This window comes from Ruegeria sp. O11, from assembly GCF_056535285.1.
This window is the reverse complement of sequence record NZ_JBQERS010000018.1, coordinates 41427-61046: the sequence shown is the minus strand read 5'-3', so window position 1 is coordinate 61046 and position 19620 is coordinate 41427. Positions and strand designations below refer to the sequence as shown.

16 protein-coding genes and 1 pseudogene are annotated in these 19620 nt (G+C 51.9%); 11 read left to right on the top strand and 6 right to left on the bottom strand.

Annotation, left to right across the window (positions count from 1 at the left end; all coding sequences use genetic code 11):
* Positions 1 to 123: pseudogene (locus ACRZ91_RS20525) on the top strand (IS30 family transposase); the annotation flags it as partial.
* 235 nt (positions 124 to 358) lie between these two features.
* On the opposite strand, the gene ACRZ91_RS20520 reads toward ACRZ91_RS20525, so the two are convergent.
* From ACRZ91_RS20520 to ACRZ91_RS20500, 5 genes are all read right to left on the bottom strand, one after another.
* Positions 359 to 925: a TorD/DmsD family molecular chaperone gene (locus ACRZ91_RS20520; protein WP_480908236.1), complete on the bottom strand. Its 567-nt coding sequence runs from the start codon at positions 923 to 925 to the stop codon at positions 359 to 361.
* Entirely contained in the window at positions 922 to 3387 is a 2466-nt protein-coding gene (gene torA, locus ACRZ91_RS20515) for a trimethylamine-N-oxide reductase TorA (protein ID WP_480908234.1), read from the bottom strand. Before torA ends, ACRZ91_RS20520 begins: the two co-directional genes overlap by 4 nt.
* Before the next feature lie 10 nt (positions 3388 to 3397).
* The gene (gene torC, locus ACRZ91_RS20510) at positions 3398 to 4585 is read right to left on the bottom strand and encodes a pentaheme c-type cytochrome TorC (protein ID WP_480908232.1); all 1188 of its coding nucleotides are present in this window, start codon (positions 4583 to 4585) and stop codon (positions 3398 to 3400) included.
* A gap of 31 nt (positions 4586 to 4616) precedes the next feature.
* A complete protein-coding gene (locus tag ACRZ91_RS20505) occupies positions 4617 to 4790 on the bottom strand; it encodes a periplasmic nitrate reductase, NapE protein (RefSeq protein ID WP_170477205.1) in 174 nt (57 codons plus the stop codon).
* 259 nt (positions 4791 to 5049) lie between these two features.
* Positions 5050 to 6231: an adenylate/guanylate cyclase domain-containing protein gene (locus ACRZ91_RS20500; protein ID WP_480908230.1), complete on the bottom strand. Its 1182-nt coding sequence runs from the start codon at positions 6229 to 6231 to the stop codon at positions 5050 to 5052.
* A 194-nt stretch (positions 6232 to 6425) separates the two neighbouring features.
* Between ACRZ91_RS20500 and ACRZ91_RS20495 the strand changes: the two genes are divergently transcribed.
* The 6 genes from ACRZ91_RS20495 to ACRZ91_RS20470 all read left to right on the top strand — a co-directional run bounded on the left by ACRZ91_RS20495 (position 6426) and on the right by ACRZ91_RS20470 (position 14506).
* Positions 6426 to 7958 (top strand): phospholipase D family protein, encoded by a 1533-nt coding sequence (locus tag ACRZ91_RS20495; protein ID WP_480908228.1) that lies wholly within the window; start codon positions 6426 to 6428, stop codon positions 7956 to 7958.
* A 630-nt stretch (positions 7959 to 8588) separates the two neighbouring features.
* Positions 8589 to 9755, top strand: a complete 1167-nt coding sequence (locus ACRZ91_RS20490; protein WP_480908226.1) for a 4Fe-4S double cluster binding domain-containing protein — start codon at positions 8589 to 8591, stop codon at positions 9753 to 9755.
* A gap of 272 nt (positions 9756 to 10027) precedes the next feature.
* Entirely contained in the window at positions 10028 to 11950 is a 1923-nt protein-coding gene (locus tag ACRZ91_RS20485; protein ID WP_480908224.1) for a DUF3604 domain-containing protein, read from the top strand.
* Between the two features lie 159 nt (positions 11951 to 12109).
* Entirely contained in the window at positions 12110 to 12940 is an 831-nt protein-coding gene (locus ACRZ91_RS20480) for a peptidyl-prolyl cis-trans isomerase (RefSeq protein WP_480908222.1), read from the top strand.
* Positions 12937 to 13926, top strand: coding sequence for a HupE/UreJ family protein (locus tag ACRZ91_RS20475; RefSeq protein ID WP_480908220.1), 990 nt, complete (start codon positions 12937 to 12939; stop codon positions 13924 to 13926). Before ACRZ91_RS20480 ends, ACRZ91_RS20475 begins: the two co-directional genes overlap by 4 nt.
* Before the next feature lie 391 nt (positions 13927 to 14317).
* Entirely contained in the window at positions 14318 to 14506 is a 189-nt protein-coding gene (locus tag ACRZ91_RS20470) for a hypothetical protein (RefSeq protein WP_480908218.1), read from the top strand.
* 265 nt (positions 14507 to 14771) lie between these two features.
* Here ACRZ91_RS20470 and ACRZ91_RS20465 read toward each other — a convergent pair whose 3' ends face one another.
* Positions 14772 to 15842, bottom strand: coding sequence for a hypothetical protein (locus ACRZ91_RS20465; RefSeq protein ID WP_480908216.1), 1071 nt, complete (start codon positions 15840 to 15842; stop codon positions 14772 to 14774).
* 575 nt (positions 15843 to 16417) lie between these two features.
* Here ACRZ91_RS20465 and ACRZ91_RS20460 point away from each other — a divergent pair.
* From ACRZ91_RS20460 to rpe, 4 genes are all read left to right on the top strand, one after another.
* Positions 16418 to 16630 (top strand): hypothetical protein, encoded by a 213-nt coding sequence (locus tag ACRZ91_RS20460; RefSeq protein WP_480908214.1) that lies wholly within the window; start codon positions 16418 to 16420, stop codon positions 16628 to 16630.
* A gap of 31 nt (positions 16631 to 16661) precedes the next feature.
* Positions 16662 to 17321, top strand: a complete 660-nt coding sequence (locus ACRZ91_RS20455) for a response regulator transcription factor (protein ID WP_480655222.1) — start codon at positions 16662 to 16664, stop codon at positions 17319 to 17321.
* Positions 17321 to 18679, top strand: a complete 1359-nt coding sequence (locus tag ACRZ91_RS20450) for an ATP-binding protein (protein ID WP_480908212.1) — start codon at positions 17321 to 17323, stop codon at positions 18677 to 18679. Before ACRZ91_RS20455 ends, ACRZ91_RS20450 begins: the two co-directional genes overlap by 1 nt.
* A 180-nt stretch (positions 18680 to 18859) precedes the next feature.
* Positions 18860 to 19549, top strand: coding sequence for a ribulose-phosphate 3-epimerase (gene rpe / locus ACRZ91_RS20445; RefSeq protein WP_170545820.1), 690 nt, complete (start codon positions 18860 to 18862; stop codon positions 19547 to 19549).
* The last annotated feature ends 71 nt before the right edge of the window (positions 19550 to 19620 follow it).

Here is a 19620-nt window from a genome sequence, read left to right as displayed (position 1 = left end):
TCGGTGCACTCGCAAGCGAAACTCAGTGCCATCGCAAGACAGCTCAATGAGCGGCCTCGCAAAACCTTGCAATATCAAACACCAGCTGAGAAGTTCACAGAATGTGTTGCGGCGATCAGTTGAATTCACCGCTCATAGCGGTCATTCACTGCACTCGGTATTAGCATCCGCTTTGCGGACAAATTGGCCGTTCGCTGCTGTGCGGCAATGCGCAATGATCTGAACGTCTACCTCGCGGGACAAAGTTGTCATTCGCCGCCATGTGGTTCTGAGATGCGGACCGATCTTCTTCTACGCATACCAAGATGTCCCGTTAGTCTAGCAATAATCTTTTCACAAAACGCTTATTCCACTTTGACTATACTCTTTTTAAGCCCTCCACCACGGCTTCAGTAATCTTCACAAGCGACAAGTAAAAAGGATCGGACCCACTATGGCGATGGACCTTTTTCGAGAAAACTCTGTACCATGGCAATATCTCATTGGAAGCAAATTGTGTCGCGTCTAGTGCGGCGTGATGCCCTTCCAAACAAATCGCGAGATACTCGAGCATTATTGCCAAGTGATCGGCCGGTTCAGAGTAGCTATTGGCAACTTCTTTTCCGGCTTGCTTCAGAAGTGACAGCATTCTGTAATGTGGGGTGGACATGAGTGTCCCGTTTCCTTGCCAGGCGGAAGCGTATAGTGGCGCCGCTTCCCTTCCACCTGCCAGAAACACACTTCCGTAACTGATTGCGAGCCTTCTTTGCGTTTCCTGAGCATTGGACCACGTCTTCATTTCCTGGATTAGTTGATCTGATCCAGCAGCATCACGCAAAAGGTCGTCTGCGACTCCGTCGTAGCATGCCGCAATTGTTGCCAATTTAAGTTCACGCGCGAATGCATTCGATAGAAAGCGTATCAGTTCCGGGGAAACTTCTTTCATGCACTAGTCGGCCCGCCAAAAGCCGTTACTTGCGGAACTTCTCCTTCAAACTTCTCCATCTCAACGATACAGGTATTGGCTGAAGTAGCTTGAGAAAGTTTTGAGGCCCCCACATCCAAAGTGACGGTGTTGGGATCCCCATAAGTGTCTAAAGCGTTTGGCGATGCATCGACTGGACCGTACCAAGCACCTTCATGAATACGAATTACTCCTCTCGGATAATCTTCACTCAAAACTGCGCCCGCCAAAAGTTGACCGCGATCATTAAAAACGCGCACGATATCCCCGTCTTTTATACCTCGTTCGGCCGCGTCTTCCGGGTTGACGTATACTGGCTCTCGATCCTTAACCGCGTACGTCGCGCGGTATGGATCGCTCTCGCACATTTGAGAATGAAGTCGCTGATCAGGGTGACAGGATTGTAGCCACAGCGGAAACTTCTCTGACCCCGGCCCCCCATGAGAACGTTCGATTTTTTCCATCCACTTAGGATGCTCTCCGCAATCATCGTACCCATAGTTGCCGATAGTACGGCTGGAGATTTCAATAAAACCTGAAGGCGTTCCAAGAGCGTTTATTTCCGGGTCGTCGCGGAAATCGGCGTGCCTGACCCAGGGTTCACCCCTCCCAAACCGAACGATGCCTTTTTCCCAAAACTCGTCGAAGGACGGCATCTCATAGCTTCCCTCGTTTGCGCTGCGGGTCGTTTCATAAAGGCTTTTAACCCATTCCATTTCATCCCAACCGCGTGTGTATTCTTCTTCGCGATCGAAGCGTTTGCAGAATAGCGAGAATATCTCAAAATCGGTTTTGGAGTGGAACAACGGATCGACCAGTTTCTTCATCGCGATCACACCGGAGCGTGAATAGGAACCGTAGCTATCGATATCATTTCGCTCAAACTGAGTGCACGCGGGCAGTACCAAATCTGCGTGTCTGCATGTGGCAGTCCACGCATAGTCTATTGCAACAATGGTCTCCAGTTTTTGGATGGCCACACGCATTTTGTTGTGGTCCTGATGATGATGGAAGGGATTGCAACCAGTGAAGATTGCCATACGGATGTCCGGATAAGTAACCGTATGACCGTTGTGTTCGACTGTCCCACCGGGGTTCATCAGGCAATCAATCCATCTGGCGACGGGGATCGTACTGCTTGCTCCCAGGAAGTTGTCGTCCGTTCGCACAGGATCGACACCAATATCCAAGTTAAGGGGAAACGCCCCAGGCATGCTGGCGCCGGAAGGTGCTACACCGATACCGCTATAATGGTGAGAGTAGCTAATACCACCACCTGGCAGCCCGATTTGCCCCAGCATAGCCGCTATGATCGCTCCCATCCAATACGGCTGTTCGCCATGCTGTTGCCGCTGGACAGACCAACCGAAGATCAATTGAGTTCGGTCTGAAGCAAGAATTCGAGCGAACTCCTTAATCGTATCAACAGGCACGCCACAAATTGGTGCAGCCCATTCGGGCGTTTTTTCAACTCCGTCTTCAGCTTCACCCATGACGTAGGCGATGAAAGGTTCATAACCGAGCGTGTAGACACTCAGGAACTCTTGGTCGTGCAGGCCTTCGGTGTGAAGTGTGTGTGCCAACGCTAACATGAAAGGTACATCCGTCATCGGATTGATATAGAGCTGCTCCGCTCCGATGTGTTTTTGCGTTTTGGTGCGCACTGGATCCACGCTGATGGACCGGATTTCTCCAGAAGCGATCTTGTCCCGCAACTGATCAAAATACTCAAAAGGTTCGTGTGTTTCGCACGTCCAGCCGACTTGCAGGTTTTTCAGCGGGTCATTTGCCCAGAATACGATGGTCTTGGCGTTGTCCAAGATCAGTGGCCAACTAGTTCCCTGAGAGTACACTTCAGTGGAGCCCAGCACATATGGAAGAATAGTTTGACCAGCGCCAGTTGAATAGTCACCCGCTTTTTTCACATATCCGCCATACATGGATACGGCCCGGTTCATGTGATTGATGCACGAGTGGAATTGACCCGTCTGCCGCCACCCGGTCGCACCGGCATAGAGACCCGAAGGTCCGTGCGAAACCTGAACTCGCTCCATCTCTTCAAAGAACAAATCCAAAGCCTCGTCCCAGGTTAGACGAACGAACCGGTTGTCGCCCCTAGACGTCCGATCAGCATCCTTGCGTTTATCGAGCCATTCTGCACGAGCCATGGGATAGCGGACGCGGGACGGTGAATAGATCAGGCCCTGGATGCCGTTCACCATGTCTGTCGGATGCGGATCGTCGGCGAGAGGGCGGACTTCGGCAACTTGTCCGCCTTTTACCAGAGCTTCAATAGCGCCCCAGTGAGAACCTGATGTTTTCCAAACGCCCGTAGAGGTTAGTTGCTCAGCTCGAGCAGCGGCTGGCTGGAGCAAGCTGGGGCCTAATAGAGCAGATAATCCTGCTGCCCCGGTGCCTTTTAGAAAATCACGGCGCGTGGACATTGGTTTCTCCTCAATGAGAGCCGCCATAATCAGCGGAATGTTTTTGCAAATAGGTCAGCACCAAATTGGCCTGAGCTTCATCCATGTTGGTAAAGCCGACCATACCGTTGAACTGTGCTGGCCAGGAATTGGTGCCAAAGTGATCTGGGTCCGGTTGTGCGTGGCAAGTCGAGCAATTTGAAGCATAGCTTTCCTCTGCCACAGTCCAAAGCTCATCTATCTCGTCCACGTATCCCTGTTTGTCTGACCAGAGGGTCACTGTAACAGGGGCCCAATCGAGCCCTGTCGCCTCATCCGTTTGGGGCGCAGAAGCCTCAACCAACTGTGCGTCTTGCGCGGTGTCCTTGGACAGAACCGCAACCCGAATATTGTGTCCAAACTCGTCAAATATGACGCGGCCAAACCCTTTATCTTTTCGCCACGCTTTCAGTGCAAACTGAATACGGTCGCCGCTTTCATCCAGAATTTCGACGGCGGCACCGAGGGTTAGGTTGCCTACTGGTTCCGTCGACTCTGCGCTGTCGTAAAAGGGAATATCCCGAATAGCGAAGTAGTCTTCACCGACGGATACACTTCCAGAATTTGCCTTGTTTTCCAATTTGGCCATGGCCGGGCTTCCGACCGCAACGTTGTCTGGCAAGTGATGGGCTATGCCTTTGTGACACTCGATGCAGCCGGTATTTAGTGCTGCTGCAGGTTCCATGTAAAACCGCGCTTCGGCCGACATAGCGTCCCAATCCATGCTGTCATAATCATGACAATTGCGGCATTCGAGAGAGTTGTTTGCCTCCAGTCGAGCCCATTCGTGTTTTGCCAATTCTGCACGGCGCTCTTCAAACTTTTCACGGGTGTTTATGGTTCCAAATACAGCTGCCCAGACCTCCTTCGAGGCTTGCATTTTTCTGGCAACCTTATTGGTCCACTCGTGTGGCACATGACAATCCGGACATGTTGCACGCACACCCGTACGGTTCTCCCAGTGGACAGTGGACTGAAGTTCCACGTAGACATTATCGCGCATTGCATGGCAGGAAACGCAGAATTCCTCTGTATTGGTAAGCTCCATCGCGGTATTGAAACCGCCCCAGAAAATTATCCCTGTAATGAAGCCGCCGAGGCTGATTACACCAAGACTAATCGTCGTAGCTGGGCGCGAAACCGTACTCCAAAATGATGACAATGTGGACTTCAGAGACATGAGAAAGTGCTCCTCGGTTCATGTTCTGGGTTTATAGAGATCCAGTTGGTGGGCCGTAGATCATTTGCAGAATCCAAACGGTAAAACCGTATGCTCCTACTCCCAGGACCGTAATGCCTGGCAATAATATCAAAGTAATAAATAAGAAGGACAGCCATTCGCGTCTGGCTGCGCCTTTCGAGCTGCTGACGGATTGGTCTGACATAGCTATCTCGCTCAGCTAAGAAAAATTCAATTATGGAAGTATTAGTATCATAGATAAACTTGCCTGAAGCAAACGGCGCGTCGGAATGTCGCACAAAGAGGCCGACGTAACTTGCTGACTTTGAATATTATCCTTTGAAAAAGATCGGCTTTGGGCTCAACGCTGCCATTTTCCGCGACGAGCAAGATTGACCGCTCGCAGCACTAAGCGGACCTTTCAAAAATGCAAAGAACGATTGAAGTCCTAACAAGAGAGAGCATCACTTTGCTTGATCAAAGAGACTGATAACGCGAAAAATCTGCACAGGGCTACCGATGCCCTTCAGTTCCTGTTCCCCCAGTTCTTCGGTCTCCACATGTTGTTCTATGTCTAGAAGCGCCCGTTGGTTCAAAAGGATCTGCCCGTCGCTGGCAAAGTCGCAAAGCCTGGATGCGGTGTTCACAACTCCACCGATTGCGGTGTAGTCGGCGCGACCATGAAACCCGATAAGCCCAAGCGTCGCGTAACCACTACTGATCCCAATACCCAAACCCATCGCGTGCCCGAGTTTCTGCCAGGGTGCACGTATTCCCTCGAAGGCTTCGCTTATTTCTTTAGCCAGCCGCACGGCTTGCAGAACGGGCTGATCGCAGGGAACCGGATCATTGAAGAACACCATCAATCCGTCTCCGGCTCGGTATCCGATTGTTCCCTTGTGTTGTGCAACTAAATGGCCAACCTCATCGTGGAAATGCTGGAGAAGCGTAATGACATCTTCTGGCTCAATCGCCTCGGAAATCGCCGTGAAATTGCGGATGTCGCAGAATAGGCAAGCGATGTATCGACGATGAGTTTTAAGAAGCTCGTCAGAATTTTCTTCTACGACAAGCTCCGCAACCTGAGGAGCAAGGAATTGTTTGAGTCGTGCCAGCCTGTCAATCTCGCCTTCCTGACGCTTTACCTTCTCGGTCAGTCTGTCGTTCAATGCCTCTATTTCATGTGTCTGGTTGCGAACCGTGTGGTTCAAAGCATCGAGTATAAAGTTCTGGTTTAGCAAAGCCGCGATCACCAGAAGCACATAGGCGAGCGCTTCGACACGTTCGTCATAGCCGAAGTACAGCGTGACAATCAGGATGACGGCAGCAATCCCTCCGAGGACGAGTGGAAGCTCCTTGGCATGCCGTTTCCGGTCTCTCCATAAGAAACTAACCGCCAATAATGCAAACACCCACATGAGAACCGCTTGCACATGAGGGTTTATGGAAAGCGCTTCATAACCAACCAAATAGGTCAGTAGAATCCCGGAATAGCACGTGGCCAAAGAAGCTAGAGCAGCCAAGACAGCTCCGATCCCGATTGGCATCGAAATTCTGAACTCCTCTGTTGCCACGCCGATACCGTCGTCCACGGCACGCGGCGGAGGTTCCGCGGCAGAGTCATTTCTGTGTTCGGGATCAGACATGGTTCTCGTTTGCGCTTGGCTGCTGGTAGAGTACGTTTGAATTGAGGTTGCGTCAAAATCACATACCTGCGTGGGGCAGTTGAGGGTTTCACCAAATCAACAACGACAAGCGAAACAACCTCATGCTTCACAGAACAAACTTGCAATCACCCGTCTCGGCGTAGTCACCTAGGATACAGGGATGGAGGAAGCTGATGACGCGATGGAAGTTTGTGGTTTGTGTTTGGTGCGCGCTGACTCTTGTTGCTTGCGCTCCAAAAACTCGCACTTATGAAAAGACGGTATCGGCCTCACTTCCGGCAAACTCGCGCACAGCTCTTAGTCAGGCAGCCAACCGGCTTGGCGATCCCAAAGACGGTCGGTCGGGGGTCAAGCTGATCAGTGACGGCGAAGAAGCGCTTGTTTCACGTTTGCTGTTAGCGGCTGCGGCTGAGCAAACGATAGACGCGCAATACTACCTGCTGCACAACGACCCAACGGGCCACCTTTTTGCAGCCAGTCTTTTGCAGGCGGCAGATCGGGGTGTTCGCATCCGATTGCTACTGGATGACATGGATACGTCCAGTTATGACGCGATGACGGCCGCGTTGGACAATCACAAAAATATTGAGATCAGGTTGTTCAATCCTTTTTGGCGAGATCAAAGCCTGTTGATCGCGGGGCTGACGGACTTCAAACGCATCAATCGCAGAATGCACAACAAGTCAATGACAGCAGACAACGTGTTCACGATTGTGGGTGGGAGAAACATCGGCGCCGAGTATTTTCTCGCACGGGAAGAAATGAACTATGCTGATCTGGATGTTCTGGCCGCAGGCCCGGTTGTTCGCGAGGTGTCGCGAAGCTTTGACTCTTACTGGAACAGCGAATTCGCCGTACCAGCTCGGGTGGTTGTTGGAGAACCTCAGGAATTTGACCTTGGTGATGCGCGAGTCAGGTTGAACGAACTGGTCGATGAAGCGAAGCAAACGCAGTATGGCGCGGCTCTCAGAAAGTCAGCACAAGAGAACTTCGCAGATGGTGTCCTGTCACTGGATTGGCTGCCTGCGAAGCTTTATGCTGATCCGCCGTCAAAAGCCGCCGGTCTCGAGAACTCAGGTCCCGTTCTGGCATCTCAATTGCTTCCGTACTTTGAGAATGCCAGCAGTGAGGTGAACATCGTCTCTGCCTATTTCGTGCCGCGCAACAACGGTGTGAAATGGTTGACCGAATTGGAAAGCCGCGGCGTCGACGTAAAGGTTGTAACCAATTCACTTGCATCTAATGACGTCGCACCCGTCTACGCGCACTACGCCAAGAAACGCCGTGCACTTCTACGCGGTGGAGTAGAACTATATGAGCTGCGACCGGACGCCGATAAGGTCCAACGCCGCGGTATCAATTGGGCGCAATCGAAGTCAGGTCTACATTCCAAGGCGTTTGCAGTTGATGACCGATACTTGTTCGTAGGGTCGTTCAACTGGGACCCGCGATCTGTCAACATCAACACCGAGATGGGAATTCTGATTGACTCGCCAGCATTGGCTACACAGACCATGGGTGCCTTGGACGACGCGCTACCTGCATACACATATAACGTGACGCTCGAGAAAGCTGGTCAGCTTAAATGGACGACAAGAGGCGATGATGGCACCGTAATTGAGTACCAATCCGAGCCGACGGGATCGGCCTGGGATCACATAGTTGCTGGATTTCTAAGTATTTTACCAATTGGTTCGCAGCTTTAGGTTTTTTGGCAGATAGCCGACGCTACCAGAGAACTCCGGCCTGTAAAACGGCAGCCTTGGGTAGAAAACGCCTGTTGATCGTTTCCAGCCTGTCATTTGGTTTGTCCGATAGCTAGAATTTGCAAAATCTGCTTTCCTGCGCATTGCCGTCCTTAGCGCGGACCGCAGCACCCGGAAACTTTGGGCTCGAAGCGGATGTTCAGTGATTTCAGCCTGATGTCTGCCATGCGGACACAATCGTCGGTCACCTCGGCCATTTCATTGCAGGGGTTGCACGGCGTTGGTCTCCGGGACAACCTTGGTCTTGAATTTACCCAAGCGGAGTGGCCATCTGTCGACCACTTCAATCAATCAACTACTAGAGTTCCTTCTTTATGGCCCTGTACGAACACCCAAGGGCTGCACATTGATAGCTTGTTAGGTGAAAAGTTTCGTTGCTGTTCGGCAAAGGCCAATTTCTGCTCCCACAACCAAATTCCAAGCAACCCGTTCGATCTACAAACAGTCCACCAAACTGCTTGCTTCACGATCAATCCTCCTCAGCACCATAATCGGAAACTCAGACGGGCAAATGTAAGCGTTGCCTCTGCCCCCTTTGACAACTGACCTATCTCGCGGCAACGTCTCGCAATGGGCTATCCCTCCAACCACCCCCAACGACCCGACGACGCCGCCGCAGGTATTGATGTCACGAATGACTTTGAACGCTTCAACCAGCGTAATGATATATTTACCCGCGCTTTCTGGGATGAGCGTATCCGCAGCAAACAAACCGACGCCTTCTTTGCCTCGTACCGCATGGAAGCCATTCCGCGTCGTGGGGATGGTTTCACCCAACGCGACTTTGCGCTTAGAAACGCGGCTTGGTTGATTTCAGACTTGATCTCCGAAAGAGGAGGCGAGACCGGCAGGCGCGAGGGCTTCCAAGCCCCCATCAACAATGACACACCTGTGGCCCCGACACAGCACCCGATAGACGACCCTGTCGCGATGGCAAGGGAGGTCAAACGAATTGCGAAATTCTTTGGGGCCGATCTCTGTGGCATCACCGATATGGATGACCGTTGGCTTTACGCGGCCCGAGTTGACACTCGCGACTTCTCTGATGCGCCCAACGACCTGCCAGAAGGCACGACATCCGTCATCGTGATGGGCCATCAGATGGATGAAGACCTTGTGGCTACATATCCGTCTGCCCTCGCGGGAGCGGCCACTGGGCGTGAATACTCCCATGAGGCCAGTATCGTGATGCAGCTTGCAGCCTACATCCGTAATCTGGGCTATGAGGCCACGGCCTCTATGAATGACACCGGTCTCGTGATCCCTTATGCTATCAAGGCGGGCTTGGGAGAATATGCCCGCAACCAGATGGTGATAACACCTGAATATGGCCCGCGATTGCGGTTCTCCAAGATATTCACCAATCTTCCACTGGCACATGATCCCCCCAGGCCTTTGGGCGTACGTGCTTTCTGTAGCATTTGCACCAAATGCGCAGATGCCTGCCCGGTCAAAGCGCTCCCTTACGGAGAGCCGGAGACAACCGAGGATCCCTCGGCCATAAAGGGTGTGCGCAAGTGGACTTCCGACGCGGCTAAGTGCTTTGGGTTTTGGGCCAAACTGTCCTCCGACTGTGCAATTTGCATGCGCGTCTGTCCGTTCAACCGCGACTTTACGCTATTGCGCCATCGTTTCTGGTTGGCACTGGCGCTTTCACCCTTGCGCAGATTTGCCCTTTGGCTTGACCGTAACCGCGGCAAACGCGCCAAGCCGACCGATTGGTGGGAAAACCCCTGAGTTCAACACGAAATTTGGCCGATCACTGGAGCAATCGAATTGTGGTCCGCTCCGGTGCTCCCCAGACTGTTGGACACGTATTCAAGGGCGAAAGTCAGCAGTTTTGATCCGGGAACGAGGAGCCGACCGCCTCGAATACAATTAGCTCAAAGACTTAGCGGCAAAATTTTTTCCACGAGCCCGTTAGATATGATATCATAAAAATCGAATATATTAGAGTCACAACAGACTCTGGGAACTCGCTGAGTATTTTTTGCTTTTTGGGGGGCACTATGTATCGAATTTCTGCTTGTTTTCTCACTCTTATTCTTTCGCCGACCGTTGTGCTTTCTGACGCTGTTCCAAGCGAACAGGCAGTCGAAGGTTTGTTTTCCAATCAACCATATTCGCCGTACGCACAGCGTTCTTTCCCTGAACGCCCGCTTTGGGGTGATACACATCTACACACCGGGCTGTCATTAGATGCAGGAGCCTTTGGAAATACCCTGCTACCCGATGAAGCTTGGCGTTTTGCAAAGGGAGAGCAGGTCATTTCTTCCACAGGGCAGCCCGTAAGGCTGGCCAGACCATTGGATTGGATGGTTCTGACAGATCATACGGACCTCATGGGCTTTGCTCCGGATTTGCAAGCTGGTAAACCCGGTGTTCTGGCTGATCCAAAAGGGTTGGAATGGTACGAAGGCTACAAAGCAGGAGGCGAGGAGGCCGGGAAAACAGCCTTCGACATAATTACCAATTTCTCGCAAATGACCCTGCCAGAAGTTCTGTTGGAGTCTTACAGCCCCGGTGCCGACGCATTTTCCTTTACCTGGGAACATATTGTCCTTGCGGCCGAGCGGCACAACGACCCGGGTAATTTTACTGCATTCATCGGGTTCGAATGGACTTCGGTGCCTAAGGGTTTCAACCTGCACCGGAACGTCATGCTGCGCGATGGGCCGATCCGTGCCTTGCAGATGGTGCCACCGGTCACACAACCACCCTACGGCGATACCGACCCAAAAGCACTATATGCTTGGCTTGAAGAATATCAGGAGAAAACCGGAGGACGCGCAGTTGCGTTTGCGCATAACGGCAACCTTTCAAACGGGTGGATGTTCCCAACCGAAGATACCTATCACGGTGGCAAGGTCGACGCGGATTACGTAGCCGCCCGCGCAAAATGGGAGCCTCACTATGAAGTCACCCAAATCAAAGGTGACGGCGAAGCGCATCCGTTCCTGAGCCCAGACGACGAATTTGCGGATTACGAGAACTGGGACGTCGGCAATCTCGACATAACCGAGCTGAAGACCGATGACATGCTAGCAGGGGAGTACGCCCGAGAAGCTCTGAAACGAGGATTGCTGCTGGAAGAAAAGTTTGGCGTGAATCCCTATAAATTTGGCATGGGAGGCGCGACGGACAGCCATACGTCTTTGGCCACTGCCGAAGAAGACAACTTCTTTGGCAAGTCGGTCAGCGTTGAACCGTCGGCCTCGCGGATCAAGCACCCTTTCATTGCGAATGATCTCGGTGAAATACCCGGCGACCTTTTGGTGGCATCCGGATACACGGCAGTTTGGGCCACCGACAATACGCGTGCTGCGATTTTCGACGCGTTTAAACGACGTGAGACATACGCGACAACAGGTCCTCGGATCGGTCTGAGGTTTTTTGGTGGTTGGGATTTCAGTGAAGCTGATGTTGAGACCCGTTTTCTTGCTAATGTTGGTTATACCAAAGGCGTTCCAATGGGTTCGGACATGCGCCCACGCGAGGGAGATGGTGCACCTTCATTCCTGATCGCTGCGCTGCGCGACCCTGTGGGTGCTAACTTGGATCGTGTGCAGGTGATCAAAGGCTGGCTTGATTCTGAAGGCGCCCTGCAGGAAAAGGTCTACGACGTTGCGTGGTCGGATGATCGTGTTGCAGATGATAGCGGAAAGGTTCCCGCTGTGGGAAATACAGTGGATGTTGAAGCCGCCAGTTGGGCCAACACAATCGGTGCCTCCGAGCTTGTGACCGTTTGGTCCGACCCTGAATTCGACCCAAATGCACGGGCATTTTATTATGTACGCGCATTGGAAATTCCGACTCCGCGTTGGATACTGTATGACAAGCTAAGATATGGTATCGACTTGCCCGAGGATGCGGTGCTGACGCATCAGGAACGCGCGTATTCATCACCGATTTGGTACACGCCGGCAGAGTGATCAGCATTAATCACATTAGTATAAGTCGAGGTGGCGATTGTTGCCTCGGTAGAAGCCTATAATTCTGCAGCGCGACAAGAGCCTACTTTATTGCAAAAATTAACTCGCTGATGTCAGCATTGGTACTTAGAACCTGATGCATTTCACGCAGGAGCCTGCATGCGCCTATTGAAAGAACCTTTGTTTCATTTCTTCCTGATTGGGGCGGCTATATTCATTTGGTTCCATATAGTCGCGCCGGAAAATGAGACCACCGAAATTCTCGTGACAATATCAATCGACAAAGATGATGTCGCGCTTCTGGTTACTCAATTTGAGGCCAGGTGGAAACGCCAACCAAACGAAGCTGAACTGCAAGCGTTGATCGATGCATCAATTCGTGAAGAAGTTTTGGTCAGAGAAGCAAGAAAGCTTGGGCTGGATCGCGGAGATAGCGTGATCAGATCGCGGCTAAGCCAAAAGATGGATTTTCTTACTGAAGCGATTGCTGCATCAGTTACCCCTGAAGACGAAGATTTGGAGGCCTATCTTCAGAAGAACCGTGAAAGATACGCGACGTCCAAAAAGGTAGCCTTCAATCAGATCTTTCTTGGCGAAGCGCCAGGTGACGCTGCGATCGCAAACGCGTTGAGCGCGGTGCGCGAGGAACAAGAGCTTCCTGAATTTGGGCGTTCAACATTACTGCCTGCCTCAATGCCTTTGACTGCAACTCGGGTTGTCGACTCGGTGTTTGGCGCCGGGTTTTCGAACGGTCTAACTGAACTCGAACCAGGTCAATGGGGAGGGCCGATCCAATCAGGTTACGGCGTTCATCTTGTTCAAGTGGTCGCTATCGAGCCTGCTCAAACACCGCCTTTATCAGAGATACGCAATGCGGTCCTACAGGATTGGCGTCGCACCATGAGTGCAGATCTGGCGCAAGCGCAATATGAGGCGCTTGCTGATGCCTATGAGATTGTGGTGCCCGATACCGCGGGACCAACCAAATGAGACATTTGGTCTGTATGTTAATTGCGTTGCTGTTCGTGTGGCCCGAAGGCGACGCCAACGCACATGCGCTTGATCCGGGATATTTGGAAATCCGTCAAATCGCGTCAAACACATGGAGCGTTCATTGGCGAAAGCCCGATGTGAATGGTCAGCCAATGGCGATTGACGCAGTGCTGCCAAATGGTTGCGCTCCTTCACGTGGTCCGGAAGCAACACGTGACAGTCGGGCCTGGGTTTCATCATGGGTCATGGAGTGTCGTGAAGATATTGCGGGGAAATCCATTGCGATTGAAGGCTTGGAGGCACAAAGAAACGATGTTTTGGTGCGCTTGCACCCCTTAGAGACCGCACCGACGACCCTTCGTTTCACCTCAGATACAGCAATCCAAACCATACCTCCTGAACAGACGACATGGTCAGTTTTCGTATCCTATTTTCAATTGGGATTTGAACACATACTGGAAGGCTGGGATCACCTTTTATTCGTGTTCGCGCTGTTTATTCTGGTCCGAGATGTCTGGAGACTGGTAGGAGCCGTAACAGCTTTTACACTAGCGCATTCAATAACTCTGGCGCTGGCGACCTTTGGTATTTTGAATGTTCCTGGGCCACCGGTCGAGGCAGTAATAGCGCTCTCAATCGTGTTTCTGGCGATGGAGATTGTCAAAGGTGGCGAAGGTCGCTTCCGACTTTCCAAGCAAAAACCGTGGATCGTTTGCTTTGGGTTTGGCCTTTTGCACGGCCTTGGTTTTGCAGGTGCCCTGGCAGAAATTGGACTACCACCAAACGATATTCCGGCAGCGTTGCTGGCATTTAATCTCGGTGTTGAGGCTGGTCAGTTGAGTTTCATCGCTGCGCTGGCCGTCTTCACTGCGATTTGGCGCTTGGTTGCCTCGCCGACTGATCGAGGACCGGTCGTTCTCACCGCCTATGGCATCGGATCGGTTTCAATGTACTGGCTTATCGAGCGCTTAAGCGGTTTCTAGTGTCTACGACCCCAATCAAGACGTCACCCTAGAAGTGCGGGTCAATAAGTAACACTGTAGGCTTGAACAAAGGACCACTCTCAGGGCGCTGAACACAACTAGGCGATCCTTGAGGCCGACAATTCGAGGGAGCTGAGGCAAACGAGGGTCAAACAAGCAATTTAGCCTAGCCAATTAAGACCATTGACAGATCGCAGGTGAAGCAAAGGCATGCCCTGATCTGCGCAACAAACCCCGGCAAATGGCCGTACTATCCCATTGTTTTCGTTTTGGGGACAACATTAACAGAACGTGAACAATGTATTTTCGCGACGTTCAACCGAGATGAGCCATAGTGCTCTATAGAGTTGAACGAGCGAGTCATTGTTCAATTGCAAATGAGGGGAAACGCATGATCAAGTCTGCCTTTATGACTGAAGATTCCGACACTGTTGCTGTGATGCCAACCTCTGGCAGTATCGCTGCGGACAAGTTGCCAACCAAACGCCCTACAATCAGCGGTCGCTTCCCTCCTATCGAAAATGCACTAACAGAAATTATAAAAAACAAGCGACTTTCTGATGCGCAAACCAACGTCTGAAGGTAGTTCAGTCGACCCTTGTTCGATTCCTGATACTCGTCCTAAACAACGGAATTGACAACAGAATCCCGCCTAACTTAGGCGGGATTCTTTCGTTTGGTACTATAAGAAATCGTGGGTTGTAGCTCACAAAGCATAGTTAAATGCCAGTAAACCAAGGGGCGGCCATTCCGCTTCTGATGAAGTAAATGACCGCCCCGGCTTATGGTGCTTCCGTGAGTTGTCTGCACCGTTAGAAAGTTATACCTGAGATTTGAGGCTGCGATTACAAACCCAGAAGCGACTTGACCTCTTCTTCAACGGCATCGGTAACAGGTTTGTTGGCCGCCGCTTCCAAGGCTTCGCGCTCGGCTAATTCTTGTTCTTCAACAAGTTCAGCCAGTTCCCGAACCTCTTCTGTCGCTTCTTCATATTCTAATGCTGCCTGACGTTCGTCATTGAGGTCCTGTGCCTCCTCAATTGAACCTTCCAGATCCATCCGTGCTTGTTCGAGTTGCTCTTCGATCACAGGGTCCTCTCCGTCGGCATCTTCCAAAGCCTGTTCAAGTTCTTCAACAAGCTCTTGATTGGTTTGAACATCATCCAATGCGACTTCTAAATCTTCTTCGATTTCTGCGACAGTACGCTCTGGTGGCTCCAGTCCGGTAAGCTCTTCCAACTGTTCTGCAAGATCCTCCCGCAAGAGATCTCCGGCCAGCACCGTGTCACGATATGTCGCTATTCTTCCGACACGTGAATTAAGTGAAGCATTGGCCAAGGCTGTCGCACTTGCGTTCGCAGCATTAAGCGCACCCAGTTCAGAAGGGTGGGCACCAAGAAGCGCCGCCATCCTGTTACCCGTGGGCCGAACTGCGGGGCGAACAGATTCTTCGACAATCAAATTTTCTGTAGTCTGCTTGTAGGTCTTGGATGTTTGCTTTCCACCGCTGGTGGTCGTGCGCGTCCTAGAATTTGCAGTGCCTTTTGATTTGCCGCTTCCATTAAAAAGTTCTTTTAGTGAAAATCGACCGCGGTTCTCTGAAGTGGAACGCGAAGACTTGCTCTTTGAGTCGCCGAAAATGGATTTCCCGGAATTTCCAACTTTGCGGTTTCCGTCAGACCCTTTCTTACTGTTATTGTTACCAGCTGAATCGCGATCGCCTTTGTCGGCACCACCATTGTTCCCGCTGTTCCCGTTTCCACCGGAATTGCCGCCGCCATTACCCCCGCCGTTGCCTTTTCCTTCTTTGGCAATGGCAACATCCGGCATTGCGACTGCAACAATAACGGCGGTCGATCCCAGCAAAGCGATAGCCACTGCAGAGGCTTTTATGGGGCTGAGGATAGAGGTTTTCATATCAGTCTCCTTGGTGGAACAACAGCGGCGCTTTATTCTAAGAAATGGCGTGCTGTGTTCGAATGCTGCAATTCACGTACGAATCGTCTGATCTCTCAATCATTTAACTTGAGTGCGCTTGAACGCAGGGCTAACTGCTTGTTCATCACCGGTTCACGTCGATTGACGTATCCTCTGACCTGCAAGAGTGAGGAAGTTGATGCGTGCAGCGGTTTTACTGACGGTGGTAAGTTTGCTTGTTGCTCTACCTGTTAGGGAAGCAACGGCCGACGTCCGTGAGCTTAAACAGAGCGAACTGCGCAAGGCGACCCTATCGGGTAATACAATTCGGCTTGCACGGGTCATCAAAGGCGTCGCAAAAACTTACGGAGGCACCCCGGTTGATGCCCGCGCGTTTCAAGCGGGTGAGATCTATTATCGTATTCTTGTAAAAAAGCCGGATGGAAAAATCGTTAGCGTGATTGTGAATGCGCAGACGGGCGCCGTTGTGTCCAACCGGTCTGGGGTGGGCAACCAGATTACGAAAGCTGCGCGTTCCAATTCGACCAAAGCCAATAGCAATCGTGGTAACCGCAATGGACGCGGATCAGCTGCAAATCGCAATAATGGGAATGCTGGTGGCAATGGAAATGGTTCCGGAGGCGGCGGCGGAAATGCCGGTGGAAACAGCGGCAGTAACAGCGGTGGAAATTCTGGCGGAAACGGCGGAGGTAATGCTGGCGGGAACAGCGGTGGAAACGGCGGCGGCAATTCCGGTGGGAACGGGAAAGGCAGAAATTAGGACTTAAACCAACGCGAATGTGCCTGTAGTTTTAAGATATGAGAATACTTCTGGCTGAAGACGAATCCCAACTCTGCGAACAGATTAAAAAACTTCTGGGGGTCGAGGGTCATGTGGTGGATGTGGCCCATAATGGAACGGACGCTCTTCATATGGGCGCGACCGAACCATATGACATGATCATACTCGACATTGGGTTGCCTGAACGGGATGGAATTTCCGTTTTGCGCGAATGGCGCAGTTCCGGTGTTAAGACGCCGGTATTGATACTGACGGCCCGTGACGGTTGGAGCGAGCGGGTCGATGGTCTTGATGCGGGAGCGGACGACTACATGACCAAACCGTTTCACATGCCGGAACTGGCCGCGCGTGTGCGGGCAATATTGCGCAGGCAGAGTGGTCAGCTCAATCCAGTTATCGAAATGGGAGACGTCTCGCTGGATACCAGGAACGGGCGGGTCAGTGTTGCGGGGATTCCGGTCGATCTAACCGCGCAGGAGATTGCAGTGCTAACCTACCTTGCGCACAACTTGGGGCGCATGGTTTCCAGAACTGAATTATCGGAACATATATACGAATACGACGGTGACCGAGATTCAAACACTATCGCCGTATTCATTACCCGGCTACGCAAGAAATTGGGGCCTGATCTCATCACTACGGTCAGAGGACGCGGCTATATGATCGATACCGCCTGATGCTATCGCTGCGCCATCGCGCCCTACTTAGTGGGCTGGCGTCTGCCACAGTGTCGGTAGGTGTCGGAACGTTGGTCGTTTTCTCATACATCAATACGAGGGTGCTCCAGCAGTTTGATGAAACGTTACGTGACCGTCACACTCAATTAGTTGTCGGACTAAGTGTCACCACCGATACTCCGGATGTCCTGAGAGAGCTGATATTCGACCCCGCATATGGTACGCCTTATTCAGGCAGATATTGGCAGGTGACGAATAACAAAGGCGACATCTATACATCGGCCTCATTGTTCGACGAAACGATCGCAGAGCCCACGCGTACTGGCAACGAAGCAACCATTTGGAACACGCTAGGACCAGACAATGAAGCTGTTCGCAGCATTTATCAGAAAATCACCTTTGAAGACGGAACGGAATGGGGCGTGAGCGTTGCGGAAAGCAGGCTTGAACTGCTAAGCGAACGCCGGGCTGCACAATCAAACCTGCTTCCAGTCTTTGGGCTGGTTGGGCTGATTGGTGTTGCGGGCTCTCTTTTGTTGATGTCTGCGGTCATTGGCCCGCTCAGGAAATTGCGTGCTGACGTTGCCCATCGCTGGGACAACGGAGACGACCTGAAGCCGGATGATTATCCTGAAGAAGTATCGCCGCTTGTGGAAGACCTCAATCAGCTGTTGCACCGAAATCGCGAGATCGTTTCGAGTTCTCGACGTCAGGCCGCAGATCTGGCCCATGCACTTAAGACGCCAACATCGATTCTCCAAAACGAGTTGTTGAACTTGTCGGAATCCGGATCCGATACCGGGCCCGCGGAAGAGGCGCTGGCACGTATAGATTCCCAACTTGGTCGAGCACTTGCACGCATGCGTGCGTCAAATACCGCCGAATTGACCCATTCGCGAACGGATATCTCGAATTCGGTCGAAAGGCTGTCTAAATTTTTTTCAATTATGGCAGAGCGCGAAGGCAAATCTCTAACTTCAGACTACCAAGCCGGTCTTTGGGTCAGCATCGACACTCAGGACATTGAAGAGGTGTTGGGTAACCTTCTCGACAATGCCCTTAAGTGGTGCCGAACGACTATTCATATTTCGGCACATCGTAATGGGCGCAACATAAAAATCTGTATTGAGGATGATGGACCCGGCATTCCAGAAGAGGCGCAATCAGCCGTGCTACGATCTGGCGAGCGCCTGGATACCTCTGTCAGCGGGACTGGTTTGGGATTGGCTATTACTGTCGATCTGCTGAAGGCTTATGGTGGTACGCTTAAACTTGGCGTTTCGGAACGCCTCGGCGGTCTTGGTTGCGAAATACTGATACCTGAACGGAAGGACGACCGACATTTGAGTCGCATATAGCTTTCACTTTCAGGTATGAAATCCCACTCGCGCTCTCGATAAATAAGATACTTGTACCGAGGCTTGGATGAGCGGCGGCAGGTTAGGGGAGACTGGTAAGATTTTCGTATCTCGGGTCTACCGCTCCTTGCCCATCACAGATATATCCCCTCGCAACTGCATATCCACATGAGGCCCGCCATGAACTTTGACCGTTCCATCAAGATCGCACCGTCGATCCTGTCGGCAGATTTCGCAAACTTCGGACAAGAGATTCAGGCCATTGAAACGCAAGGCGCCGATTGGGTTCATGTGGATGTTATGGATGGGCATTTTGTGCCCAACCTCACATTTGGCCCCCCGGCGGTCAAAGCATTCCGACCACATGTGAAGACGGTTATGGATGTGCATCTGATGATCTCACCGGTCGATCCATACATTCAGGCTTATGCCGATGCTGGGGCTGATGTGCTCACAGCTCATGTTGAGGCCGGGCCGCACTCGCATCGCACGTTACAGGCCATTCGCGCCGCCGGGATGAAAGCAGGTATTGCCTTGAACCCGGGAACACCAGCTGAGGCGGTAGAGCATCTGCTGGATCTGACCGATCTGGTTTGTGTTATGACCGTTAACCCCGGTTTTGGCGGGCAAAAGTTCATTGATATGACCGCCAAGGTGCGCCGTTTGCGTCAGATGATTGGTGACCGCCCGGTGCATATCGAAATAGATGGTGGTGTCGATCCTAGCACCGCACCTCTGGTTGCAGCCGCCGGTGCAGATGTGCTGGTCGCTGGCTCGGCTGTTTTTAAGGGCGGGTCAGTTTCAAATCCGTCTGTTTATGGCGACAATATTCGTGCAGTTCGCGCAGCTGCTGAAGGTGTACTGAACTAATCCCAAACGCACCTGTCAGGTATTGGCGTTTCATTGGAAACGCCTTCTCTTGCTCCGCCCGGCAACATTGG